Origin of the sequence: Flavobacterium sp. RSSA_27 (genome assembly GCF_051547125.1) — a bacterium.
Taxonomy (GTDB): domain Bacteria; phylum Bacteroidota; class Bacteroidia; order Flavobacteriales; family Flavobacteriaceae; genus Flavobacterium.
Genome location: NZ_JBPTTN010000004.1, coordinates 1 through 25354 on the forward strand (window position 1 = coordinate 1; position 25354 = coordinate 25354).

Genomic DNA, 25354 nt, shown 5'->3' on the forward strand with positions numbered 1-25354 from the left:
GCAGTTACAGAACCTGTACTGGCTCCAAAGCAAGCCGCATCGGTTTTAGAAGATACTGCCAATGTTATTATCGAATTTATAATTACCGTTGCACTAGCAGTTAACATTCTATTACAAGTTCCGTTACTAATACTTGTTATGTTTAAAGTGGTGTTCGCTATCACTCCAGATACGGTAACATCTACCGTTCCTCCAGCTCCAATTGTAGCTGTTCCTGAAATCGCTCCTGTATAAGTAACCACATTTCCAGCTGTTCCTTTTATAGTAAAAACTGCATTAGTTCCTGAACAAATTGGACTAATTGTCTCGATAGTTGGCTCTGCAGGCGTAGCCGGCTGTGCATTAATTAAAACATTACCACTAGCAACTGAAGTACAACCAAAGGAATTCGTTACAGTATAGGTATAAGTCCCTGGATTCAATCCAGAGATAGTAACTGATGTTCCAGTTCCTGTAGAGGTTACAGATCCTGGCATTCTTGTTAATGTCCAAGTTCCTGTAGATGGCAAACCAGTCAACTCAACACTTCCAGTGGATACTACACAAGTAGGATTAATAATAGTTCCTACGGTAGGTGCAGTTGGTGTACTATTTATTGTAACAACATGCGTAGTAGTCACTGGCCCGCCGCAACCTGCGGCACTAGCAGTAATTGTTGTCGTTCCTGACCATCCTGCGGCATAAGTCACTGCACCTGTTACCGAATCAATACTATTCCCTCCAATTATACTTGCTGCATCCAAATTGTAGGTAATTCCAGTAGTATTTAGTGCTGTAGTGGTTCTAGTTTCAGTTCCTGATCCTTGACAACGAGTTGACGTTGTTGGTGAAAAAGGATTTATGATTACGGCTGGTGTTACCGTCAACAAAGCTGGATTTGAAGTAACACTTCCATTTGCATTCGTGACAATAACCCTATATAAGTACCCATTGAAACCCGTTCCGTTTGAAATGGTAAGGGTTGCGTCACTTGCAGTTGTTGCAGTAGTATAAACTCCTCCATTTGAAATTGGTAAGTAAGTTCCTCCTCCATTTGTACTAACCTGCCACTGATAACTTGTTGGTGTTCCAGTAGCTGAAACAGTAAAAGAAGTTCCTGCACCGCTACAAATAATACTCGGAGCTGGTTGTAAAGTAATTACTGGTGGACTTGTAGCAGTATAAACAGTTATCGAAATAGGGTAAGTACTTGAACATGAAGACCCTCCGGTAATTGTTAAAATGGCATTATAAGTTCCTATTGCAGCAGTAGTTGGGACAGTAACATTAATTGGAGATGCAGACAATGGTGTACTAGTTACATCAGCGAAACCTTGATTTTGAGCAGCTATAGAAAAATCAATACTATAATTTGTTGGCGAATTCGAAGGACTTGAATAGGTGAAAGCTGCAGTTGTAGTTCCTCTTAAAACTGAGACATTAGTACTTGTTAGGTTAATCCCCGGAGAAGGTAACTGCGTATCAAAATTAATTTGTACTGTAGAGGTTATTGAGCAACTTGTATTCAAAAGTTTATAAGCTTTTACATATAACCCCGTTAAATTTGAAGACAAAGCAAAAGTAGATAACGTAATGGCTCCACCTGTACCTACAACAGAAGGCCCTACTTTCACACCTGTACTATTGACTAGTTCATAAATAACTCCCAATTCAGATGCCGCTAATTGTATCGTTCCCGATTGACCATTACAGTAACTTTTACTACCTCCACTATAGGTTTGAATTGCAGGAGGAACACATTGAACAATAGTTGATGATGTCGATAAGGCACTTTCACAACCACCTGTTGAAGCTGTTGCTGTTTTAACTTGTAATACCGCACCTAAATAAATAGCATTAGTATTAACGGTTACAGACCAATTGCCAGCAGTTGATACTTGAACGCGACCTATAGGCAGTGTTTGTGCCAAATCTAAATAAGGAATAGCCCCATCTACATACAATTGAATCCATTCTCCTGGAACACCTGTTCCCGAAACTGTTGTTGCGTTTTCTAAAACAGGTCCAGTTATAGTTGTTGCTGTAGTTATTGAAGGCGATAAAGAAAGAGTTACTGGAGCGGAATAATCGCTATTGGCCTTACAATTCACCCCTTCCACTCTAGCTACAATAGTTGTACCTGACGCTATTGGTGCAGTCGGTATAAAAGTCCAAACACTTCCTGCATTGGTACTAGAGCCAGAAATAGGAGTATATGTGGAACCGTTGAAAGAATAGAGTTTGATAATATTTGTCCCAATTTCTGAAGAAAACACCTGTACTGAATTTAATGAAGCAGCAATACAAGCAGTTTGGTTAAGAATGGGAGTTGATGCTTTTCCTTGAACTGTAACCGATGAAGTTAATGGTGAAATACATTTTCCAGGCTCTGTTTGTTGAGCTGTAATCAATTGACAGGCCACTAATCCTGAAACAGGAATCGACCAATTACCAGAAACTACAGTAGTGGTTCCTATTTGAACACTATTGGCGTATAAATAAATAGTTGAACCAGTTACTCCTGTACCAGAAATTGAAGATGTTGAAGTAGATAATGGCGTAAATGTTATTGCTGGAGTAGCTGAGTTAGTACAATTAGAAGGAGGAGATTGGCAACCAGACCCAGGAGCTTCAGCTGTGGCATACAATTGCCTACCATTAAATCCGTTCCCAGTTGTCGAAAATGTAACAGTTTGTGGAGTAGTAGTTGTAGTAATTATCGCTAAAGGAGTACTATTACCAACCTCATAAAGTCTTATTATTGTACCAATTCCTTGACTAGTAGTAACATTTATTTGATTGCCGTTTTGTTGGGAAAAAGTAGGTGATACGCTAGAACATGGTACCACAAGAGTATTTTGTACTATTTCAACATCACAATTCCCAATCGAAACCCCTTCTCCAGGTGCTTGAGCTGTGGCTCCAATGTTGTCTCCAGTTGCAACTGCTGCTATTGTAATTGTTAATGTTTGAGGGCTTGTTGTGGTTGGACTTGAGGTTCCAATTAATGTCGACCCACTATACACTTTTATAATAGTACCTATGGCTTCGTTTGTAGTCACACTAACCGTAGTAGCTCCATTAACTATAGGCCCATTAATTGTCGGACAAACTGAACGATCTGGACACACTTCCCCTGGTTTACACGGGGTGTAATTGTCTATAATTTCTGTATAACAAGTCTCTAGATTGCCTGAATTACAATCCGTTCCTGCAACATCTGAAGCCGATGATGGATTACATACTGACGATTTTTGGGCTCCCATATTATCCACTATGGCCATACGCATAGGAGTAGTTGCATTGATTGTAGTTGGATTTGGGGTTGTAGCAGCAAAAACGCTTGTCAAATCACTCATCTTCACATAGAAATCATAAAAATAATCGGGATTACCACAACTTGTAGTGAGTGCGACTGATTTTTGGTAATTGGTAGTACCTGCATAAGATATCACTGGGGTACAATTATTATTATTTACATCGTACACAAAAACACCAAAATTGGTAGCCAGTACAATTTCTATTTCAAAACCAGGATTCGAAGCGGAATACTGAGGATCTCTATTAGGACCAGAACCCCCAAATAATCCATCGGTATCTATTAAAATACTGTAACTTTTAGAATTGGGAGAAGAACTCCCCATACGCATTCTGAACAACCAATTTCCGCTGGCATCAATATAGGATTGTACAGGATCTTGATCCCCTTGATCAACAAAATCTGTAAAACTACAACTTGGACCTGCACTCAAATCACTATTTGGTTCAACCTTTGGAAAAACTAATGAAGTATAAGGTATTTCGCTTTCAATTTGATCATCAGTTACAAAACCAAATGATGAAGCAGAAGTATACCCATCACCGTTAGGGTCTAATACTGCTTTGCCAGCCCCAGAAGCAGGACTATAAATTAACCCTGGTGTTTGTCCGCTAACCTTACTTAAAGACAGCAACAATAAAAAGGCAATGAAAATTAGATTTTTCTTCATTATAAACTTAGTATGTATAAATAGATATATTTTTTTCATGGGGTCAAAAGTAATTACGTAACATCATCGATAGCTCGACTAGTTTTCTAATATGCTAAGTAGATTTTTTAAAAAAAGGCTTGAAAAAAATAAAAAAAGATACTTCTTTGAAGAAAAAGATAAAAAAAGTATAGGAGGAGTAAAGTTTTTATTCATAGGCCCTATGTTTTAAACAAAAAAAATCATTGCTTTTAATAATACTATCCTAAAATAATGTTAATAAATTACAAAAAAACAATATTTATTACCTGCAAAAATAACATCTTATTCTATATAACCGAATAATAATGAATGTTTTACGCAAAAAAAGACAAATAATCGACAAAGTGTTCATAAAAACCGACAAAATGCACAATAAAACCAATATTAAAATTATTGGAAACAAAAAAATATTCAAAAAAAATCGACTATTGACATAAAATAAAAAAATAAACAATACATGTCTTGTTAAAAAAAATATATATTTTATTATTTCTAATTACAGTACGATTTATAAATTCTTACATATTAAAAATCAAGATGTTGCAAAAAAAATATGCGCAGCAGCTGAAATAAACTTCATTTTGAGACAGAAACAATCCACAAATAAGTGAGAAATCGCCTAGTATTTTCTATTTTGAATTTAAACCACTTTTCTGAATAGGAGAATCAAGTCAACTATACTTCAACGCTACTTTAAAGTATCAAAAAAGAGGCAATTGGATCTAATAGATTAATTCCAGAATCCGTAGTAGAAAGCTACTACAGCTGAATTCTCTTAAAACCAAGAACTTACTCCTCCCTAAAGCTTTCGGGATAAATTCAAAATACGAAAGTATTAGCTCATTGGTATATATTTTACATAGGTATTCGCTGAACATTGTTTCCTTCTTCAAAAATAGTCCGTGAGTTCTTGCTTTTATTGAATAATTCAGTTTCGATAGGAAGTCTAATGCAGATTCTAGGTTAATAACGGAAATTTTGGCCAATGAATTATAGAATCATTGTTTGAAAAAAAATGGTTCCCTATTTAAGTATAATCCTACCTATAGATTATCAATTTCTTCCTGTACCAATTCCCAGTCTAAAAGCAATTGATCTAATGCCTCCTTCTTTTTATTGTAGGCAACAAAAAAATTAGCATCTTCGATATGTTTATCATAGTTTGAGGCCAACATTTTGTCATCATGTTGAATATCAAGCTCTAATTGGTTGATTTGATTTTCGATTTTATTCAATCTATTGTGCAAAGTCTTATGCTTCTTTTGGTCCTCATAGGAAGTTTTAGACTTTGTAGTGTCTTTGGGAGTGACTTGTTGCGCTATTTCTTTTTTCTCCACTTCACGCATGTTTTCTAAGTTACGTTGCTCTAAGAAAAAATTAATATCCCCAAGATATTCTTTAATTTTTTGATCCTTAAATTCATACACTATGTTTGACATTCCCTGCAAAAAATCTCGATCATGTGATACTAGTAATAAGGTGCCTCCAAACTTTTGAAGTGCTGCTTTCAAAACGTTCTTAGACTTGATGTCAAGATGATTCGTAGGCTCATCCATCAATAATACATTGATGGGTTGCAACAAAAGTTTACACAATGCCAATCGGTTTCGTTCTCCTCCAGAAAGTACTTTTACTTTTTTTTCTACATCATCTCCACGAAATAAAAAGGCACCTAACATGTCACGCACTTTCATTCGATTCGTATCTGTAGCCGCATTTTCCATGGTTTCTAAAAGGGTAATCTCGCCATCCAAATACTCTGCTTGATTTTGAGCAAAATACCCTAACTGAACATTATGTCCTAGCTTTATATTCCCATCATATTTAAATTCATTTACAATGGCTTTAATAAAAGTTGATTTTCCTTGTCCATTTTGTCCAACAAAAGCAATTTTGCTACCCCGCTCAACCAATAGATTGATGTCTTTTAAAATAGTAGTATCCCCATAGGATTTAGATACATTTACCGCTTCAATCACTACTTTTCCAGGCTCTTTAGACACCGGAAATGTAATACTCATAACGGAGTTATCATCTTCATCTACTTCAATACGTTCCACTTTATCTAATTTCTTGATCAGCGATTGTGCCATAGATGCTTTAGAGGCTTTGGCGCGAAACTTCTCAATTAATTTTTCGGTTTCTTCAATTTTTTTTGCTTGATTTTTTTGAGTAGCCAATTGTTTTTCTCTAATCTCATGACGTAATTCCAAATATTGAGAATAGGGTTTATTGAAATCATAAGCTTTACCTAAAGAAATCTCAATGGTCCTGTTGGTTACATTATCCAAGAACATTTTATCGTGAGAAACAATAACTACAACCCCTGGAAAATTTCTTAAAAAACCTTCTAGCCAAATGATACTTTCAATATCCAAATGGTTGGTAGGCTCATCCAGCAAAAGAATATCATTGGATTGCAATAATAATTTTGCAAGCTCAATACGCATTCTCCAACCACCAGAAAAAGTATCCGTTTGATTATCAAAAACTTCCCGTTTAAATCCTAATCCCAAGAGAATTTTTTCGGTATCACCAACATAATTATACCCACCTAAAAGCTCAAATCGATGGGTATAATCCGATAAATCCTCAATGATTTGACTATATTCTTCACTCTCATAATCTGTTCTTGAAACCAATTGATGATTGATCTCTTCTAGCTTTTTTTCAACAATTTTGATTTCGGTAAAAGCTTCATAGGCCTCTTCAAGAACCGTACGTCCTGCTTCAAAATCAATATCTTGACGAAGAAACCCCATGCGTACTTCTTTTTCTTGCGCGATACTCCCTGAGTCTGGAGCAAAATCACGAGCTAAAATCTTTAGCATGGTAGATTTTCCAGCGCCATTTTTACCTACAAGTCCAACCCTATCGCCTGCACCCAAACGAAAAGTAACTTCTTCAAACAAATACGACCCCCCAAAAGAAACTGATAAATTATGTATATTAAGCATAGAATGTGACTAATGTTACATCGGTAACAATCTAAAATTGTACCTTTGATAAAATTTTTGCAAATGTTAAAAAAAGGATCCAAACTAAATAGCATTTTAACAGGAAGTTGTCCGAAATGCCAAAACGAAAGCATGTACGAGGATAAAAACCCACTTAATCTCAGTAAAGTACTAAAAATGAATGAAACTTGCAGCCATTGTGGATTGAGGTATCAAATAGAACCCTCATTCTTTTATGGCTCAATGTATGTTAGTTACGCCTTAAATGTAGCTGTAGGCATAGCAGCATTTATTATATCCTATGTGTTTCTTAAAACCTCTGTAAAAAACTCTTTTTTTGTCATCCTTGGTGCATTGTTACTTTTATTTCCATGGATCTTAAGATGGTCAAGAAATATTTATATCAACTTATTTATAAGTTATGACCCCAGCAACTCAAATAAATTATAAATTATTTCCAATTCTTATTTAGAAATCTTACCCAATTGATTTCTGGAACCAAAGGCATTTTATTTTCGATTTGATTATATAATGCCTTTGCCATTGATGGTCCAAGCATAACCCCTCTCGTTCCGAGTCCATTCAAAATATGAAGTTGAGGATAAAGATTATGAGTACCCACAAGAGGTTTACGATCCCTCACTGTTGGCCTGACTCCAGCAAAGTGCTGCACTACCTCAAAATCACAATTGATGATTTCCTTAATGCGTTCTATCAATTCTATACGCCCTTCTTTTGTTGGCAAATCCGTTTTATCTTTCCAATTATACGTTGCGCCTACTTTAAAAAGTCCCTCTCCTAAAGGTAAAATAAAAACACTTGTATTTACAATAACGTCAATATTCAAGTCGTTTGCTTTTATAATAAACAATTCCCCTTTGGTGCCATCAAGAGGCAAAAAATTAAAATAAGGATTATTATGTAAACCAAAGCCTTCGGCAAAAATGACATGTTTAGCTTCAACTCCATTATACGCTACTCTATCATCTTTTAGAGACAAAGCAGAATAGTTGAATTCTTCCTTACGATACCACCCGAATTTTTTAAGGAAATCATGGTAGTGCTGTAAAAGTAGTGCTGTATCAACATACCCAGTATGTAGTACTTCACCATAACCATATGGCGCATGAATCCCTTTAAAATTTAAAAATTGTAAGTTTGTAGATAAAAAAGGAGAAAGCGCTTTTTTATCAGCTGCCAAAAACCAATTGTTTTGCTCTTCAACAGAAAAAAATTTCCTGTATATAGGTAATTTATGATCCAAAGTAACCGAAAACTTATCCTTCAAAGAATCATAAAAATCGGCCATATCTTTTAACTGATTTTCAGCATCCCAAACTTCAGAAAAACGCTTAAGAATAACCGGATTATAAAGGCCTCCAGCAATACGAGAAGAATTTTGTGAATCATTATCAAAAACAACAACTTGTTTTCCATTATTTATTGCCAATTCTGCAAAAGAAATTCCAGCTAAACCAGCACCTACGATTAAATAATCAATCATATCAATATCCATAAGGTTAAAAACAAAAAACTCTTACCTTATAGTAAGAGTTTTTTGGTGAATGAACTAATTGCATTAGTAGTTCCACATATCTTGTTCGAAATTGCGAATTTTTTCTTTAATTCTTTCCGACTCTAAAAGTTGATTTTGAGAATTATCTTTCATGTAATCTTCAATAGCACGATCACCATAGATATTTTCTTCTTTATATACAACAGCATTAAATCTTCTAGAATTTAAAATCTGATCGAAAGATACTGGCATTGAGGAGTTTTTTTCATTAAATGTTTTTGCCTCATGCAATACTTCTCTTGCAGCTGGGAAAAAGATCCAAAACAATTCTATATAATCTTTCTCTTCACTATTCATCGTGTAAACATCGGGTGTTACAGGACAAATTCCAAGCAAACGATACTTTAATTCACTTTGACGTTTATCAAAATACCAAAACCCTTTAATCTTATATTGACTAACATCTTGCGCAGTAAGATCTTGCTTTAAGATATATTCAGAAGGAATTGATTTAGTAGGACCAACCGTTTCGTCAACATACGTTACGGTTTTCTTTTTTCCAGTTCCAGTAACAACTTTTTTCTTAACCACTCTTGTTCTGTAGGCATCAGGGTCTTGATTGATTAATTCACGTCCTGCATCAGTAGTATCAATACGAGATAAAGAAGCTTGTATATCTTTTAGCGATTTTTTGGTATTAAAATAACTATCGGTATATACTTCGGTAATTTTACCAGATTTCATTGCTTTAGTTAAAACATCATACAACGAACGTCGGTCTGGCCCAATATTAGCAGTATCAATAGGGAAATACAAAGGAAAATTGATTTTTTCTCCTAAATCAATAATTTCCCATGTTGTTTTGCCCATCAATATATCTCTATCATGAACATAACCATAAGCTAATGGTTTATCATTATCAGAAATACGTTGCGCTGCAGTCTTAAGTCCAATTTCACTAGGCTTTTTGGCATTCAAAAGATTGGATTGTGCAAACCCAGTCACACTACCTAAGATAGTGACAATAGCTACTAAAAAAATTCTTACATTCATCATGGTGTCCTTATAAAATATTGGAGTAGTTTTTACAAACGTACTATTATTGTATTTCAAAAATTACTGGAGAAGTTCTTGGTAATAACAATGAACTTCCAACTAATTTAGTCTTGATCTCAGAAATTGTAACTTGATCCCCTCTTCCTGCCTTTGTAAGTGCAGAGATACATTGTGCATTTAAACGATTTCCTTGTACTACAACTGTAGGTTGTCCAGCTATTTTAAAATTAAATCCTACAACATCTAGAACTACATCAAAATCAAAATCAACTAATTTAGCGCCAATGGTTGCCACCTGAAGATTGGATTTAGGTCCTTTAACAACACCCATTTCTCCTCTAATAGTACCAGATGGACCAGGAATACCTTTTATTCTATATACTTTTTTATCCGTAGCAATTTTCCCGTCAGACATTTTACCTGAAACATTTATTACCACTTCTGTTCCATTTCCTGGACTCATGTTGTACTTACCATTACCTACTTTAGTCAAACCAGGTGCAGTTGCCACAACATCTTTATCAGAAATTCCAGCAAAAGAAATCGCCATTGGATTCACCACACCACGATACACAACGTTCATTTTTTCAGCTGCAATAGTAGCAGAATTAGGTCTTGGAACAACTACATATTTCCCTGCAAATTTTAATGGTATTGTTTTTCCATCTTCTAAGAACGAAAACTGTCCGTTGATGTTTTGTTCACCAACACCTCCTGCAGTAAGAGATATCATGGCTTGACCGTTTACCAATTTACCTGGCCCTTGGAAAGATGTTGGTTTCGTGTTCTCATCATAACGACCCAAAACTACTTTACCAGTTACCTGTTCCCCTTGGAAATAAGCATTTTTATCCAATACTACAATCGCTTGATAGTTACTGTAAGATGCTGCTTCAACAGCTGCTTTTCCTAAGGCAGAATTGTAAACGTCTGCTTCTGCTTTTTTAACATCATTTTGCCAAGCTGATAATTTTGCTACTGAAGCTACAGCAGGGAATCCTTTAAAGTGATAGTTTAAATATTTTATATTTACACCCTCTTTATTTTTAACATCAGCTACACTAAACTTACTTTCAACTTCCTTAACGATAGAAGCATATTTTTTATCAGTTCCTAAAGCAGCTTTCATATCTGCTTTGTACTTTTCAATCTTTTCAATAATCTCGTTCCCTTTTTTGGTGTATCCTTCACCAATGAACCAGTTATCGATATTGTCACCTTTGTCCATACTTTCATATGGCAATTTTCCGGTTTCCGAATCAACAGTAAAACCTTTTAATACATCTGCTTTTAAAGTCGCAATATAGGCATCAAATTCTTTAGTGATGACCTCAACTTTATGAGCTGTTGCAGCAGCAGCCACGAAATCACCTTTTGCTTCTGAAGCTTTGGTGTCTAAAGTCATTAATAAAGACTGATTTGTCTGAGTAGAAGCTGCATTTGCACTCTCAAATTTTTCGTTCATTAATCCAAAAGCAGATAATACTTCTTTGGACATGTTCATTGCTAACATTGCGATGAAAACCAGATACATCAGGTTGATCATCTTCTGTCTAGGGGTTAATTTTCCTCCTGCCATTTTTTCTAAATAATTAGTTTAATAAATAATAATTGTAGTTTAAAACTAATTATCCTTTGTTGTTCATTGCAGAAAGCATACCTCCATAAACATTGTTTAATGAAGCAATATTTGCAGTCATAGAAGCCATTTGCTCTTTCAATTTGCTTGCATTTTCAGCAATTTCTTTGTTCGCTTCAGCATTTCTTGAAGCACTTTCTAATTGAACTTTGTATAAACTATTCAAGGATTCCATTTGAGCTGCAGCCATAGATAACTCTTCGCTGTATTTTTTAGTAGAAGCAATTGAATCCACTGTTGGAGAAATTGCTTTAGCCGCTCCTTCAAAATTTTTGATGCTATTTCCTAAACTTGACATCAACTCAGAGTCAATTTTAGCTTCTTTCAACATTGCATCTAATTTTTGAGATAAAATTCCTTGAGCGTCAACTTTCTCTTCTTTTTTAACTTGAGATTTTGCTTGACCATTGGCTAATTCTGGATATACTAAAGTCCAATCCAATTCGTCTTCAACTGGTTCGAATGCAGATAAGGCAAAAATTACTGCTTCAGTTACTAAACCAATAGATAACATTAAAGTTCCTGTAAGTGGTCCAATTTCAAAGTGTGTAATTTTGAATAATGCACCGATAATAACTACTGCCGCTCCCATCCCGTAAGCGAAATTCATTGCTTTTTTGCTTAAAATTGCCATAATAATTTGTTTTTTAGGTTAATTTAAAATATTTAGATTTGGTTTTATTGTTTACTGTATTATTTTTTTCCTTTATTTCCTGTTACTTGAGTCCCCATGTAATCTTGAACCGTTCTAAAACCGATAAAACTTCTTGCAGAATCTGCATATTCAAAATCTCTGGTACTTACTTGTAAAAAGTAGGCTACGTCTTTCCAAGAACCTCCACGTACTACTTTACGTTTATTTGAATTATCTGAAACATTAGGGTTCATAGTCGAAACATATTCGAATCCATTTGGATCGTAGGCATCATTGGTCCATTCTGAAACATTACCTGCCATATTGTATAAATTATAACCATTTGGGTCATATGACTTTGCTTCTACGGTATATAATGCATTATCTGCAGCATAATCTCCACGACTTGGCTTAAAGTTTGCCATGAAACATCCGCGGTCATTTTTTGTATACGGACCTCCCCATGGGTAAGTTGCAGATTCTAGACCACCCCTTGCAGAATATTCCCACTCTGCTTCAGTTGGCAAACGGAAAGAATTCACCAAATTGCGTCCTTTTTGTTTGTTTTTAATATAGGTGTTTTTATTTTGAGTTCTCCAAGCACAGAAAGCTTTAGCCTGGGTCCATTTCACACCAACAACGGGATATTCTCCATAAGCCTCATGCCAAAAATAGTCATTATGCATAGGTTCATTATAAGAATAAGCATAATCTTTAATCCAAACTGTTGTATCAGGATATATATTTATTTCTTCAGTTCTAACAAATTCTTTTCTAGATCCTGTCTTTGCTTTTGCTGCTGCTTGAATATCCATCCATGTATACTTGTATTTCAATTTATTTACATCAATTGTTCTTAGACCGTTGTAGGATTGGTCCATTGGTAAATACATTGAATCCATAACTTCAGTATAATATTCATCTGGATATTTTTTAGTGTCTTTGATCAATTTTACCTTACGATTTAATTTTCTAGAAGCATAAGGATCTTTTTCATTACCTACACTATAATAGTTGTCATACATGTACTTATCGTAAGCAGTCATCTTGGCAGGGTCAGAATCATTAAAGGCAAAATCTCCAATACTTCCAGCATTTTTACCTTTGCTATCGGCAGCTTTCTGCCCATTCATGTCTGCTAGAATTGCTAAACGCATTCTAATTGTTGAATCTTTTACCCATTCAACAAATTGACGATACTGTCTATTCGTAATTTCGGTTTCGTCCATGTAAAAGGAACGCACGGTAACGGTTTTAGTGGGAGCATCGTCGACAGCGGCAATATCTTGATCTGATTTACCCATAATAAAAGAACCTCCTGGAACCAACGTCATTCCATACGGCTTTTCTGGGTGCCACTTACCTCCTTTAACACCTACTAATTCTCCTTTATCGCTTGATTTACCACAGCTAATTAACAAAGTTAAAAATGCCGTAAACACAATGATTTTTTTCATACAAATTTGGGGTTAACTATTCATTATTTAAAGTTTGTAAACCTATTTATTATTTTTTAAATAAACAATTTTTACAAGTAACAAATCTCTCTTTTTTTTATTTTCTTTTAAACGCTGTTTTTACGCTGAGCTTTCCACCATCGCTCAGGCAACTCTTGGTTGCAAGCCGCTAAATACTCTTCATACGAACAGGGTAACAACGTATTCCTTTTCAATTTATTGTTGCCATTAATCAAAAAAGGAATTTCAATCCACCAGCGATCGGTTTTATTACTTTTATAAAAAACCAGCTCATCTTCTTCTAGTGGCACGATGTATTTGATATAATTTTCTTTAGTACCAAAGGGATATTCTCCAGAACGAAATTGGTACCCTTCAATAAAATACCATATAATTTGCGCAATTAAAACGGCTTCTTGTACTGTATTATAATGATTAAAAATACCAAACAAAGACACCTTATCACTTATTCCCGCATAGCGAGACAAAGAACATATCTCCTTCCCATTAAATCCATTCGGCGCGAAAATATTAAAATTTCCGGAATCCGAAGACTTTACAGCTGTTAAATCTAAACTTACTACATCAGCATCTCTAAAAACAGGCTCTGCGAGTGCAATATTATTAGAAATCTCTCCTAATCTGTAGGCATCAAAATACAATTTTTCTATTATATCAATCTCTTCCTGAGAATTATAATACGTTTGATAACCAATATTACAATAGTTAAATAGATTATTAGGAGAATCAATGACCATTTTCGTTAAATACGAAGTGCTTGATAAGCGCTCTGTTTCTTTTCCAAAATCAAATCTATTATCAATCGCAACTAAATTCACCATTTGTTCTAACTCATCATAAGCCCTATAAAGCGCATAAGTTAAGTCTTGCGAACCTCCAATAACAATTGGAACAATTCCTTTTTTAATCAAACTAGCGACTACTTTCTTAACTGCAAAATATGTGTCCATAGCCGTATTACCGGGTAAAATATCACCTAAATCTGCAATTCCCATTTGCCAGTTTCCTAAGAACAACCCATAAAATGATTTACGTACTGCGCTCAAATCAACCACAGATTGCACATTATCTGCACCTCTATTCTCAAGCACTCCAAGTAAAGCAATCTTAACTTCGTTTAAATCTGGAAACGCGTCATCAGTATGCAAGGCAATACTTCCACCAATATGCTGAGCAGACAATTCATTTTTAAAATCTATGATTTCATTATCTATAGGTACAAGAAAATCAAACTCCATGGTTTACTTTTTTTTAGTTACCGTTTTTTTTGCGGTGGTGGTTTTCTTTGCCGTTGCCTTTTTTGCTGCTGCCTTTTTCGCAGGAGCTTTTTTCACAGGTGTTTTCTTTGCAATCATTTCCTGAACTTCGGCTAAAGTCAGTTTCGACGCATCAACATCTTTACTTAATTCGATTTTTATCTTACCTTTTGTAATAACCGAACGTCCCCAGCGTGCTTTTTCAACTAAAATTCCTTCGTCTTCCCAATTGTGAATGACTTTATCTATGTTCTTTTGTAATTTATCCTCAATTAAAAACTCAATATCCGCTTGAGACAAATTATCAAAATCAAATTTTTTCGAAACATTGATGAAAATGCCATTCCATTTAATAAAAGGACCAAATCTTCCGGTTCCTTTCTGTACACTTTCTCCTTTATAAACAGCAATAGGCGCATCGGCCAATGCTTTTTCATCAATTAATTCTTGCGCACGTACCAAAGAAACATCCAATGGGTCTTCACCTCTTGGCAAAGAAATAAAAACTGCTCCGTGACGAACATAAGGTCCAAAACGTCCGTTACTTACTTCAACTTCTTCTCCTTTATAGGTACCTAAATTCTTTGGTAATAAAAATAAATTCAGTGCCTCTTCTAAAGTTATGTTTCCGATATTTTGTTCGTTACGCAAACTAGCAAACTTTTTGTCTTCATCTTCAGCATCTCCAATTTGAGCCATTGGACCAAACTTACCTAAACGAACCGAAACAGGTTTTCCTGAGACTGGATCAATTCCTAAAATACGTTCTCCACTTTCTCGATCTGCATTTGCCTCAACATCTTTTACATTAGGATGAAACTTATCGTAGAACTCTTGCATCATTTTAGCCCATTCGATGTTGCCCTCTGCAATCTCATCGAAATCTTGCTCCACTTTTGCAGTAAAATTATAATCCAAAATAGAACCAAAATTTTTCACCAAGAAATCTGTTACTATGGTCCCAATATCTGTAGGTACTAATTTTCCTTTATCAGAACCTGTATTTTCTTTTAATACTTTTTCAGCTATTTTTCCTGCTTGAAGTGTAAGTTGTGTATAATTTCGTTCTTGCCCTTCTAACGTTCCTTTTTCAACATAATTTCTATTGATAATCGTAGAAATTGTTGGCGCATAAGTAGACGGACGACCAATACCAAGTTCCTCTAACTTCTTCACCAAAGAAGCCTCTGTATACCTTGCAGCAGGTCGAGAATAACGTTCTGTTGCCGTTATGAATGAGTTGGCCAATGGCTCATTTACTTTCAAAGCAGGCAACATCCCTTCTTGCTCTTCCTCATCATCATCATGTCCTTCTAAGTAAACTTTTAGAAAACCTTCAAAAAGCAACACTTCGCCAGAAGCCACAAAAACCTCACTGTGATTATTCGCTTCAATTTTTACATTGGTACGCTCTAATTCGGCATCACTCATTTGAGAAGCTAAAGTTCTTTTCCAAATCAAATCGTACAAACGCGCTTGATCTCTATCCACATTTACGGAATGCAAAGACATGTCTGTTGGACGAATTGCCTCGTGTGCTTCTTGTGCTCCTTTGCTTTTATTAGCAAAAGTTCGTGGCTTAGAAAATTCCTTTCCGTAAGATTTTATGATTTCAGCTTGAGCCGCATCCATCGCTTCTTTAGACAAATTCACACTGTCCGTTCTCATATAAGTAATCAATCCCGCCTCATACAAACGTTGTGCTAACTGCATCGTGATTCCAACTGGTAAATACAATTTACGAGCCGCTTCTTGTTGTAAGGTTGAAGTGGTAAAAGGTGCGGTAGGTGATTTTTTCGTTGGTTTCGTTTCTAAATCTGAAACCTTATATAAGGAGTTGGTATTTTTATTTAAAAAATCTTGTGCTTCTTGTTTGGTAGCAAAACTTTTAGGCAACTTAGCTTTAACCGTTTTTCCTGCTTCGTTAGTAAACTCGGCAACAACTGAATAACTAGCTGTTGGTGTAAAATTCTGAATTTCTCTTTCACGTTCCACAATCAAACGAACTGAAACAGATTGTACACGTCCTGCAGAAAGTCCTCCTTTGATTTTTCTCCAAAGTACTGGAGACAACTCATACCCTACTAATCGGTCCAAAACACGACGAGCCTGCTGAGCATTCACTAAATTATAGTCAATCTCACGAGGATTATCAATGGCTTTCAGAATAGCATTCTTCGTAATTTCATGAAAAACGATACGTTTGGTTTTTTTAGCATCTAATTTTAACTCTTCTGCTAAATGCCAAGAAATAGCTTCTCCCTCACGGTCCTCATCGCTCGCTAACCAAACCATTTCGGCATTCTTAGAAAGTGTTCTTAGTTTACTCACCAAAGCCTTTTTGTCCGAAGAAACTTCATACTTGGGTTTGAATCCATTTTCAACATCTACCCCTATTTCTTTGGAAGGCAAGTCGGCAATATGCCCATAACTTGACTCCACTTGAAACTCACTTCCTAGAAATTTTTCGATTGTTTTGGCCTTTGCAGGTGACTCCACTATTACTAAATTCTTTGCCATATCCCGATTGTTTGTGTCGGCAAAAGTATAGGATTTTTTTAAATTTCAAGATTATTACACTTTAAAAGTAAATTTTATAGTTGAATTGCATAATCTTTAAACGATCAAAAGTGCCATTTTGGAGGCTTCCAAAAAACAATGAAACTATTTTTTACCTTAATTAAATAAATAAAAAACACTGCCAGTAATTCGTTCTTTATCCCATTAAATCATGATTTACAACATAAAGAAAACTCTAAAAACAATGTTAATTCTTAATCTGACATCTTGTCATATTCGTTAATTTTCGCTTATATTTGCGGTTTTAAAATACCCATGGAAAAGATTATTGAAGAAAGTAAACAAGGCGAAAGTCTTGTTTTAGAAAATAAACCAGAAAACTCAAAAAAACTCTTTATAGAAAGTTATGGCTGCGCTATGAACTTTTCTGATAGTGAAGTTGTTGCCTCGATATTATCTACTAATGGATACAACACTACTCAAAAACTAGAAGAAGCTGATTTAGTTTTAGTAAACACCTGTTCAATTAGAGACAAAGCAGAGCAAACTATTCGTAAAAGATTAGAAAAATACAATGCCGTAAAACGAATCAATCCAAAAATGAAAGTTGGCGTTTTAGGATGTATGGCGGAACGTTTAAAAAGTCAATTTTTAGAAGAAGAAAAAATTGTAGACTTGGTAGTTGGTCCTGATGCATACAAAGACTTACCAAACTTACTAAATGAAGTTGAAGAAGGTCGTGATGCTATTAATGTAATCCTATCCAAAGAGGAAACGTATGGCGACATTTCTCCCGTTCGTTTAATGACCAACGGAATTACTGCCTTTGTTTCTATCACTAGAGGTTGTGATAACATGTGTACGTTTTGTGTAGTCCCATTTACTCGTGGTCGCGAACGTAGTCGTGACCCGCAGAGCATTCTGAACGAAATTAAAGATTTATGGAATAATGGCTACAAAGAAGTAACGCTTTTAGGACAAAACGTAGACAGTTATTTATGGTATGGTGGCGGATTGAAAAAGGACTTTGTCAATGCTTCTGAAATGCAAAAAGCCACAGCGGTAGATTTTGACCAATTACTCGAAATGGTAGCTGTAGGATTTCCAAAAATGAGAATTCGTTTTTCGACTTCCAATCCGCAAGACATGCATGAAAGCATTTTGCATGTAATAGCAAAATACCCAAACATTTGTAAACATATCCATTTACCTGTTCAATCCGGAAGCAACCGAATTCTAAAAGAGATGAATCGTTTGCATACTCGTGAAGAATATATAGCATTGATTGACAAAATCAATGCAATTATACCAAATTGTGCTATTTCACAGGACATGATTGCGGGATTCCCAACCGAAACCGAGCAGGACCATCAAGATACATTGAAACTGATGGACTATGTTAAATATAGTTTTGGGTACATGTACAGCTACTCTGAACGCCCAGGAACTTTAGCAGGAAGAAAAATGGAAGATGACGTTCCAGAAGAAACAAAAGCAAGAAGATTACAAGAAATTGTAGATTTACAACAAGCCCACGCTCGATACAGAACAGAACAATACATAGGTCAAACCGTAGAAGTTTTAGTTGAAAAAGTATCCAAAAAGTCGCCAAACGAATTCTCAGGAAGAAATTCACAAAGCATCACTGTTGTTTTTCCTAAGGAGAATTATAAAATTGGTGATTTTGTTAATGTACTAGTAGAACGAACAACAGGTGCTACGCTTATTGGTAAAGCAATTGGGCTTAGCGAGATGAATTAAGAAAAAGTTTAATAGTTTAAAATGGTTTAAAGTCCGTCCCCAAAACAACTTCAAACCATTAAACACTTAAACCTTTAAACAAAACAATATGGAAACAGTTCAAGCAATAAAACAACGATTTGAAATTATTGGGAATGACCCCAAACTCAATCGCGCCATTGAAAAAGCCATTCAAGTGGCTCCAACAGATATTTCGGTGCTGGTTTCTGGCGAAAGTGGTGTAGGTAAAGAAAATATCCCAAGAATCATCCATTCTCTTTCCCATAGAAAACACGGCAAATACATTGCTGTAAACTGTGGCGCCATCCCAGAAGGAACTATTGATAGCGAGCTTTTTGGTCACGAGAAAGGCGCTTTTACTGGAGCAACGAATACTCGAGAAGGCTATTTTGAAGTTGCCGATGGCGGAACCATATTTCTAGACGAAGTGGGAGAACTCCCTCTTACTACTCAAGTTCGTTTACTACGTATTCTTGAAAATGGTGAATTCCTAAAAGTTGGTTCGTCTCAAGTACAAAAAACGAACGTTCGAATTGTGGCAGCCACCAATGTTAATCTTTTTGATGCCATTGAAAAAGGAAAATTCAGAGAAGATTTATACTATCGTTTAAGTACAGTGGATATTACTTTGCCACCACTCCGTGATCGTAAAGACGACATTCATTTATTGTTTAGAAAATTTGCTGCCGATTTTGCGCATAAATACAAAATGCCACCACTAAAGCTAGACGATAACGCCGTTCATGTTTTACAAAAATTCCGTTGGAGCGGAAATATCAGACAGCTAAGAAACGTTGCAGAGCAAATTTCCGTTTTAGAAACCAATCGCGATATTAGTGCGGCTACTTTACAATCGTATCTCCCAATGGAGAGCAGTAATTTGCCTTCTGTCATCAAAGACAAGAAAAGCGAAAGCGATTTTAATACCGAAAGAGAAATTTTATACAAAGTTCTTTTTGATATGAAAAGCGACTTGCATGATTTAAAAAAGCTAACGTTGGAATTAATGCAAAACGGAAGTTCAAAAGTGCAAGAAACCAATCAAAACCTAATTCAAAAGCTATATGGTTCAAAATCAGATAGCGAAATTGAATTTGAAGAAGAGCCAAGAACAGCAGTAATTACCACTCAAAATATTGATAACAATTATCAAGAACCTGAGGAAAATTATCTTTTTGCCGAAACGATTGAAGAGGAAGAAATCCTCAAACTAGAACAAAAAGAAATTGAGTTGATTAAAAAGTCGTTAGAAAAAAACAAAGGAAAACGAAAGGCGGCCGCCGATGAATTGGGAATTTCAGAACGTACTTTGTATCGAAAAATCAAACAATTCGATTTATAAAAATGAATAAATTCCAAATTACTATATTTGAATAAATTTGGAACTAAGAACTTAAAATGGTATTCCTTTCACCACAACTTTATGAGAAAATTATTTTTTTTATTTGCAATCATTTGCCTTTTCACACTGAATAGCTGTGGCGTATACAACTTTACTGGTTCTGGTAAAATTGATGCTAAAACATTTCAGGTGAATTTTTTCCAAAACAATGCCGAATTGATTGAACCTGGAATAGACAGAACGTTCACCTTACAATTACAAGATTTAATTCAGAATCAAACCAATTTGAACTTGGTAAAAAACGGCGGAGATTTAGTTTACGACGGAGAAATTACCGATTACAGAATCAGCCCAATGACTGCAACGGCCGATCAGCGTGCTGCACAAAACCGTTTGAAGATCAGAATTAATGTTCGTTTTACTAATAAAAACAAAGAAACCGATAACTTTGAAAAATCATTTGAGTTTTTCTATGATTATGATGCCAATCAACAATTAACGGGTCCAACATTGAGTGCGGGTCTAAAAGAAATTTTTGATAGAATTTCGCAAGACATTTTTAATGAATCACTTGCTAAGTGGTAAACCAATTAATCCTATCTTGACTATAAAATGAACGTTACTGATTATACCTTTTTGATAAACAAACCCGACACTATTAATAGTGCCTATACGGATGCACTTGGCAATATTCTGAATGAATTTCCATACTTTCAAAGCGCAAGAGCCTTACGTTTAAAAGGTCTTTTCAACCAAAATAGTTTCAAATACAATTATGCCTTAAAGGTTACAGCTGCGCATACCACAGACCGTTCTATATTATTTGATTTCATTACCTCAGAGCATTTTGACACCCTTCAAAATGACTTGTACGACAAAAAAAATCTTGAGCTTATGAATATGGAAGTGGTAGATAGTGAAATCGTACATCCAAAAACTATTTTGGAACAACAACAAAAAGCACTAGAATTATCTATACTAACGTCTATAAAAGAAGCGACTAATAATAACGATACTATTTCCGAAAACAAATCGGAATCGGTTATTGAACTCGGCAAACCCATTGACTTCACTCCAAATGAAAAGCACTCCTTTCAGGAATGGTTACAATTATCGAGAACACAGCCTATCGACCGAAGTATAGAAAACAATTCAAAAACCTTCGAAGATAGTATGGAAGAAGAAAGAAAGAAAAAAGCAGCATTGATTGATAAGTTCATAGAAACCAATCCTAAAATTGCGCCAATCAAACCTGGCACTGCTCCAGCCCCACAATTTGAACTCAATTCTTCAGACAATACCCACTTAATGACAGAGACTTTAGCAAGAGTTTACTTGGAACAAAAAAAATATCAAAAAGCGATACAAGCTTATGAAATATTAATTTTGAAATATCCAGAAAAAAGTAGTTTCTTTGCAGACCATATATCAGAAATAAGGAATTTACAAAATAACAATAATTAAACAATGAGCACATTTTCAATTTTTTTAGTTTTAATAACTATAGTTTGTTTTTTACTAATCGTAGTAATTATGGTTCAAAACCCTAAAGGTGGCGGATTATCATCATCAATAGGAGGATCACAAATGTTGGGTGGTGTTCAAAAAACGACTGACTTCTTAGATAAAAGTACTTGGACATTAGCTACTATCTTGATTGCTTTAATTTTGCTTTCAAGCTTAAGTTTCACTGGTTCTATGAGTGATACCGATTCTAAAATCATCGAAAAAACAGAAACTGCTGCTCCTCAAACAGCTCCAGTTCAAAATGCACCTGCAACTCCTGCTGCACCTGCTACAAAATAAGAGAAACACATACATTATAAAAATGCCAGCCTGTCAAAGCTGGCATTTTTTTTAGGAAAAATTGTCAGTTTATAAGGGTTGGCACAATTTCTGAAATTCAAGAATCGATTAAAAATTAATTCTAAATAAAAAATAAAAACCATGGCATTAAACATTAAACCCCTATCGGATAGAGTTCTTATCGAACCTGTTGCCGCTGAAACAAAAACAGCTTCAGGGATTTTTATTCCTGATACCGCAAAAGAAAAACCTCAAAAAGGAACTGTAATTGCTGTTGGTAATGGAACCAAAGACCACGCAATGACAGTAAAAGTAGGCGATACCGTACTTTATGGTAAATATGCGGGTACAGAATTAAAATTAGAAGGAACCGATTATTTGATTATGCGCGAGGATGATATTCTTGCAATTATCTAAAAAATTAAACAGTACGGACAAGTCGCAACTTGTCCCTTCAATTTATTAATTATTCTAAAAAAATAAAAAAATGGCAAAAGATATTAAATTTGATATTGAAGCACGTGACGGTTTAAAACGTGGGGTAGACGCATTAGCTAATGCAGTAAAAGTAACACTTGGACCAAAAGGACGTAATGTTATTATTGGAAAAGCTTTTGGAGGACCAAATGTAACGAAAGACGGTGTAACGGTAGCTAAAGAAATCGAATTGAAAGACCCATTAGAAAATATGGGAGCTCAAATGGTAAAAGAAGTAGCTTCAAAAACCAACGACTTAGCGGGTGATGGTACTACAACTGCAACTGTTTTAGCACAAGCCATCGTAAAAGAAGGTTTAAAAAACGTAGCCGCTGGAGCCAATCCAATGGATTTAAAAAGAGGAATCGACAAAGCCGTTGAAGCTATTGTTGCCGACTTAGCCAAACAAGCTAAAGTTGTAGGAAGCGATTCTGAGAAAATCAAACAAATTGCTTCTATTTCTGCTAACAATGACGAAGTAATTGGTGAATTAATCGCTACTGCTTTCGCAAAAGTTGGAAAAGAAGGTGTAATCACTGTTGAGGAAGCCAAAGGAACCGAAACCTTTGTAGATGTAGTAGAAGGAATGCAATTCGACAGAGGTTATTTATCTCCTTACTTCGTAACGAATCCAGAGAAAATGGAAGCTGAATTAGAGAATCCATTCATCCTTTTATACGATAAAAAAGTTTCTTCATTAAAAGAATTATTGCCAGTTTTAGAACCGGTAGCGCAATCAGGAAAACCATTATTAATTATTGCAGAAGATGTTGATGGCGAAGCTTTATCAACATTGGTAGTAAACAAATTACGTGGTGCCTTGAAAATTGCTGCTGTAAAAGCACCTGGTTTTGGAGATAGAAGAAAAGCTATGTTGGAGGATATCGCTATCTTAACAGGAGGAACTGTAATCTCTGAAGAAAGAGGCTATACGCTAGAAAACACTACTATCGATATGTTAGGAACTGCCAACAGAGTAACTATCGACAAAGACAATACTACTATTGTAAACGGTGCTGGAGATACGGAATTGATCAAAAACCGTGTGAACCAAATCAAAGGTCAAATGGAAACTACGACTTCTGATTATGATAAAGAAAAATTACAAGAGCGTTTGGCTAAACTAGCTGGTGGTGTTGCTGTTCTTTATGTAGGTGCTGCTTCTGAAGTAGAAATGAAAGAGAAAAAAGACAGAGTTGACGATGCTTTACACGCTACTCGTGCCGCTGTAGAAGAAGGTATTGTTGCTGGTGGTGGTGTAGCATTATTGAGAGCAAAAACTGTTCTAAGCACACTAAAAGCAGACAACGCTGATGAAGCAACTGGTATCCAAATCGTATCTCGTGCGGTAGAAGCTCCTTTGAGAACTATCGTAGAAAACGCTGGATTAGAGGGTTCTGTAGTAGTAGCCAAAGTAGCTGAAGCAACTGGAGATTTTGGTTACAATGCCAAAACCGACGAATATACAGATATGCTAAAAGCAGGTATTATCGATCCTAAAAAAGTAACTCGTGTAGCTTTAGAAAACGCAGCTTCTGTTTCTGGAATGATCTTAACTACAGAATGTGCTTTGATTGATATTAAAGAAGAAAATGCCGGAGGCGGAATGCCAATGGGAGGCGGAATGCCTGGAATGATGTAATTTCAAGTACGAGGTACGATATACGAAGTTAGAAATAAAAAAAATCCGAAGTTTAGCTTCGGATTTTTTGTTTGTATAAATCAACTAAGGACTGATCACTATTTACTATGGACTAAATTATTCAGGTCTCTTCTTCAACATTTTCATAAAAACTGGAAAAGTAGAAACCAAAATAATCCCAATTACAATATATTCAATGTGTTTTTTCAAGTCGATACCATATTCAAGAAAAACCCCATACAAATAATGTCCAGCAAATATTAAAAGAAACGCCCACAAAAAAGAACTTAAAATATTGAAGAACATAAATTTCTTTTTATCCATAGAAACAATACCCGCCACTATAGGAGCAAACGTTCTGAAAATAGGTAAAAATCTAGCATAGATAATAGCTTTTCCTCCATACTTTTCGAAGAAATCTTTCGATTGTAATAAATACTTTTTCTTAAACCAAAAAGTATCTTCTTTTTTGAATAAATAATACCCACTTTTGGCACCAAACCAATAGCCTACCATATTCCCTAATACTCCAGCAATAGCAACCATAACAGACAAGAACGTTACGTTGATAAAATCACTTTCAACCACGAAAAGATTTTCAACTAAACTACGACTATAAATTCCTGAAAGAAAAAGTAAACTATCACCTGGAAGAAAAAAACCAGCAAACAGTCCTGTTTCGGCAAATACGATAAACAAAACCACATACAACCCAATTTGAACGCCACCAATACTCAATGTGATATAAAACTCAGGATTTAATAATTGGGTCCATTCAAAATTATTCATATTCGGGCTTAAATTTGGATTTATAAGTTGGTGAAAATAGGCATTTTTTAACAAAGGCACAAAATAAACCCCGATTTTAAACTTTTATTAACGGTTTAAAAAAAACACCCAAAACAAGAGTTTTGGGTGTTGTAAAAAATTATTCTTTTCTCTCATACATACAACAGGTATGCAACTTATCATAATCTTCTTTTGTCGCTTTTACTTCATCAGTGTCATGCCCCACTTTGGCAATAGCTTTTTTTACCGCCAATGGAGAACATTTCTCTTCATTAATAATCAAGGTTAATTGATGACTATCAATGTCCCAAGTAGCTGACTTCACTCCTTCTACAGAAAGAGCAGCCTTTTGAATGCGTTTTTGACACATGCCACAATTTCCATTTACTTCGGTTACATATTTGGCATTTTTGCTCTTTTTTTCTTGTGCTTGAGCAACAAAACCTACTAAAGCAACTAATACAACTAAAACTATTTTTTTCATGATTTCTA

Annotated in this window: 19 protein-coding genes; 8 read left to right on the plus strand and 11 right to left on the minus strand. The window is 35.2% G+C overall.

What is annotated here, in order from left to right:
- Both ACSVH5_RS06415 and abc-f read right to left on the minus strand, forming a co-directional pair.
- A partial coding sequence (locus ACSVH5_RS06415; protein ID WP_438060623.1) for a beta strand repeat-containing protein occupies positions 1–3968 on the minus strand: 3968 nt, incomplete at its 3' end.
- Positions 3969–5032: 1064 nt separating this feature from the next.
- Entirely contained in the window at positions 5033–6946 is a 1914-nt protein-coding gene (gene abc-f, locus ACSVH5_RS06420) for a ribosomal protection-like ABC-F family protein (RefSeq protein ID WP_438060624.1), read from the minus strand.
- A 63-nt stretch (positions 6947–7009) separates the two neighbouring features.
- Here abc-f and ACSVH5_RS06425 point away from each other — a divergent pair, with 63 nt between their 5' ends.
- Entirely contained in the window at positions 7010–7396 is a 387-nt protein-coding gene (locus ACSVH5_RS06425; protein ID WP_438060625.1) for a DUF983 domain-containing protein, read from the plus strand.
- A gap of 1 nt (position 7397) precedes the next feature.
- Here the strand turns inward: ACSVH5_RS06425 and ACSVH5_RS06430 are convergent, their stop codons facing one another.
- The 7 genes from ACSVH5_RS06430 to topA all read right to left on the minus strand — a co-directional run bounded on the left by ACSVH5_RS06430 (position 7398) and on the right by topA (position 17045).
- On the minus strand, positions 7398–8450 hold the full coding sequence (locus tag ACSVH5_RS06430) for an NAD(P)/FAD-dependent oxidoreductase (RefSeq protein ID WP_438060890.1): 1053 nt from the start codon (positions 8448–8450) through the stop codon (positions 7398–7400).
- A 75-nt stretch (positions 8451–8525) separates the two neighbouring features.
- Positions 8526–9515, minus strand: a complete 990-nt coding sequence (gene gldN / locus ACSVH5_RS06435; protein WP_438060626.1) for a gliding motility protein GldN — start codon at positions 9513–9515, stop codon at positions 8526–8528.
- A gap of 46 nt (positions 9516–9561) precedes the next feature.
- Entirely contained in the window at positions 9562–11097 is a 1536-nt protein-coding gene (gene gldM / locus ACSVH5_RS06440) for a gliding motility protein GldM (protein WP_438060627.1), read from the minus strand.
- A 49-nt stretch (positions 11098–11146) separates the two neighbouring features.
- Entirely contained in the window at positions 11147–11791 is a 645-nt protein-coding gene (gene gldL / locus ACSVH5_RS06445) for a gliding motility protein GldL (RefSeq protein ID WP_438060628.1), read from the minus strand.
- Positions 11792–11850: 59 nt separating this feature from the next.
- Positions 11851–13248, minus strand: coding sequence for a gliding motility lipoprotein GldK (gene gldK, locus ACSVH5_RS06450; RefSeq protein WP_438060629.1), 1398 nt, complete (start codon positions 13246–13248; stop codon positions 11851–11853).
- A 107-nt stretch (positions 13249–13355) separates the two neighbouring features.
- Complete coding sequence (locus ACSVH5_RS06455; RefSeq protein WP_438060630.1) at positions 13356–14507, minus strand: formimidoylglutamase; 1152 nt, start codon at positions 14505–14507, stop codon at positions 13356–13358.
- 3 nt (positions 14508–14510) lie between these two features.
- Positions 14511–17045, minus strand: coding sequence for a type I DNA topoisomerase (topA, locus tag ACSVH5_RS06460; RefSeq protein ID WP_438060631.1), 2535 nt, complete (start codon positions 17043–17045; stop codon positions 14511–14513).
- Between the two features lie 315 nt (positions 17046–17360).
- Between topA and miaB the strand changes: the two genes are divergently transcribed.
- The 7 genes from miaB to groL all read left to right on the plus strand — a co-directional run bounded on the left by miaB (position 17361) and on the right by groL (position 24073).
- A complete protein-coding gene (gene miaB / locus ACSVH5_RS06465) occupies positions 17361–18806 on the plus strand; it encodes a tRNA (N6-isopentenyl adenosine(37)-C2)-methylthiotransferase MiaB (RefSeq protein ID WP_438060632.1) in 1446 nt (481 codons plus the stop codon).
- Positions 18807–18894: 88 nt separating this feature from the next.
- Positions 18895–20148 (plus strand): sigma-54 interaction domain-containing protein, encoded by a 1254-nt coding sequence (locus tag ACSVH5_RS06470; protein WP_438060633.1) that lies wholly within the window; start codon positions 18895–18897, stop codon positions 20146–20148.
- A gap of 81 nt (positions 20149–20229) precedes the next feature.
- The gene (locus ACSVH5_RS06475; protein WP_438060634.1) at positions 20230–20733 is read left to right on the plus strand and encodes an LptE family protein; all 504 of its coding nucleotides are present in this window, start codon (positions 20230–20232) and stop codon (positions 20731–20733) included.
- A 27-nt stretch (positions 20734–20760) separates the two neighbouring features.
- Complete coding sequence (locus ACSVH5_RS06480) at positions 20761–21612, plus strand: tetratricopeptide repeat protein (protein ID WP_438060635.1); 852 nt, start codon at positions 20761–20763, stop codon at positions 21610–21612.
- Positions 21613–21615: 3 nt separating this feature from the next.
- Positions 21616–21954, plus strand: a complete 339-nt coding sequence (secG, locus tag ACSVH5_RS06485; protein ID WP_438060636.1) for a preprotein translocase subunit SecG — start codon at positions 21616–21618, stop codon at positions 21952–21954.
- A gap of 141 nt (positions 21955–22095) precedes the next feature.
- Entirely contained in the window at positions 22096–22371 is a 276-nt protein-coding gene (locus tag ACSVH5_RS06490) for a co-chaperone GroES (RefSeq protein ID WP_024982279.1), read from the plus strand.
- Positions 22372–22441: 70 nt separating this feature from the next.
- Positions 22442–24073 (plus strand): chaperonin GroEL, encoded by a 1632-nt coding sequence (gene groL, locus ACSVH5_RS06495; RefSeq protein ID WP_064716469.1) that lies wholly within the window; start codon positions 22442–22444, stop codon positions 24071–24073.
- Between the two features lie 117 nt (positions 24074–24190).
- On the opposite strand, the gene ACSVH5_RS06500 is transcribed toward groL, so the two are convergent.
- Positions 24191–24862, minus strand: coding sequence for a DedA family protein (locus ACSVH5_RS06500; protein WP_438060637.1), 672 nt, complete (start codon positions 24860–24862; stop codon positions 24191–24193).
- A 139-nt stretch (positions 24863–25001) separates the two neighbouring features.
- Entirely contained in the window at positions 25002–25346 is a 345-nt protein-coding gene (locus ACSVH5_RS06505; protein WP_438060638.1) for a heavy-metal-associated domain-containing protein, read from the minus strand.
- Positions 25347–25354 lie beyond the last annotated feature (8 nt).

Excerpts from the sequence above, each read along its gene's own strand:
- ACSVH5_RS06455 (WP_438060630.1), bottom strand. The coding sequence starts at position 14,507 with ATGGAGTTTGATTTTCTTGTACCTATAGATAATGAAATCATAGATTTT.
- gldM (WP_438060627.1), bottom strand. The coding sequence starts at position 11,097 with ATGGCAGGAGGAAAATTAACCCCTAGACAGAAGATGATCAACCTGATG.
- ACSVH5_RS06470 (WP_438060633.1), top strand. The coding sequence starts at position 18,895 with ATGGAAACAGTTCAAGCAATAAAACAACGATTTGAAATTATTGGGAAT.
- secG (WP_438060636.1), top strand. The coding sequence starts at position 21,616 with ATGAGCACATTTTCAATTTTTTTAGTTTTAATAACTATAGTTTGTTTT.
- ACSVH5_RS06500 (WP_438060637.1), bottom strand. The coding sequence starts at position 24,862 with ATGAATAATTTTGAATGGACCCAATTATTAAATCCTGAGTTTTATATC.
- abc-f (WP_438060624.1), bottom strand. The coding sequence starts at position 6,946 with ATGCTTAATATACATAATTTATCAGTTTCTTTTGGGGGGTCGTATTTG.
- groL (WP_064716469.1), top strand. The coding sequence starts at position 22,442 with ATGGCAAAAGATATTAAATTTGATATTGAAGCACGTGACGGTTTAAAA.
- gldL (WP_438060628.1), bottom strand. The coding sequence starts at position 11,791 with ATGGCAATTTTAAGCAAAAAAGCAATGAATTTCGCTTACGGGATGGGA.
- ACSVH5_RS06480 (WP_438060635.1), top strand. The coding sequence starts at position 20,761 with ATGAACGTTACTGATTATACCTTTTTGATAAACAAACCCGACACTATT.
- ACSVH5_RS06430 (WP_438060890.1), bottom strand. The coding sequence starts at position 8,450 with ATGATTGATTATTTAATCGTAGGTGCTGGTTTAGCTGGAATTTCTTTT.
- miaB (WP_438060632.1), top strand. The coding sequence starts at position 17,361 with ATGGAAAAGATTATTGAAGAAAGTAAACAAGGCGAAAGTCTTGTTTTA.
- ACSVH5_RS06490 (WP_024982279.1), top strand. The coding sequence starts at position 22,096 with ATGGCATTAAACATTAAACCCCTATCGGATAGAGTTCTTATCGAACCT.
- ACSVH5_RS06505 (WP_438060638.1), bottom strand. The coding sequence starts at position 25,346 with ATGAAAAAAATAGTTTTAGTTGTATTAGTTGCTTTAGTAGGTTTTGTT.
- gldN (WP_438060626.1), bottom strand. The coding sequence starts at position 9,515 with ATGAATGTAAGAATTTTTTTAGTAGCTATTGTCACTATCTTAGGTAGT.
- ACSVH5_RS06475 (WP_438060634.1), top strand. The coding sequence starts at position 20,230 with ATGAGAAAATTATTTTTTTTATTTGCAATCATTTGCCTTTTCACACTG.
- ACSVH5_RS06425 (WP_438060625.1), top strand. The coding sequence starts at position 7,010 with ATGTTAAAAAAAGGATCCAAACTAAATAGCATTTTAACAGGAAGTTGT.
- gldK (WP_438060629.1), bottom strand. The coding sequence starts at position 13,248 with ATGAAAAAAATCATTGTGTTTACGGCATTTTTAACTTTGTTAATTAGC.
- topA (WP_438060631.1), bottom strand. The coding sequence starts at position 17,045 with ATGGCAAAGAATTTAGTAATAGTGGAGTCACCTGCAAAGGCCAAAACA.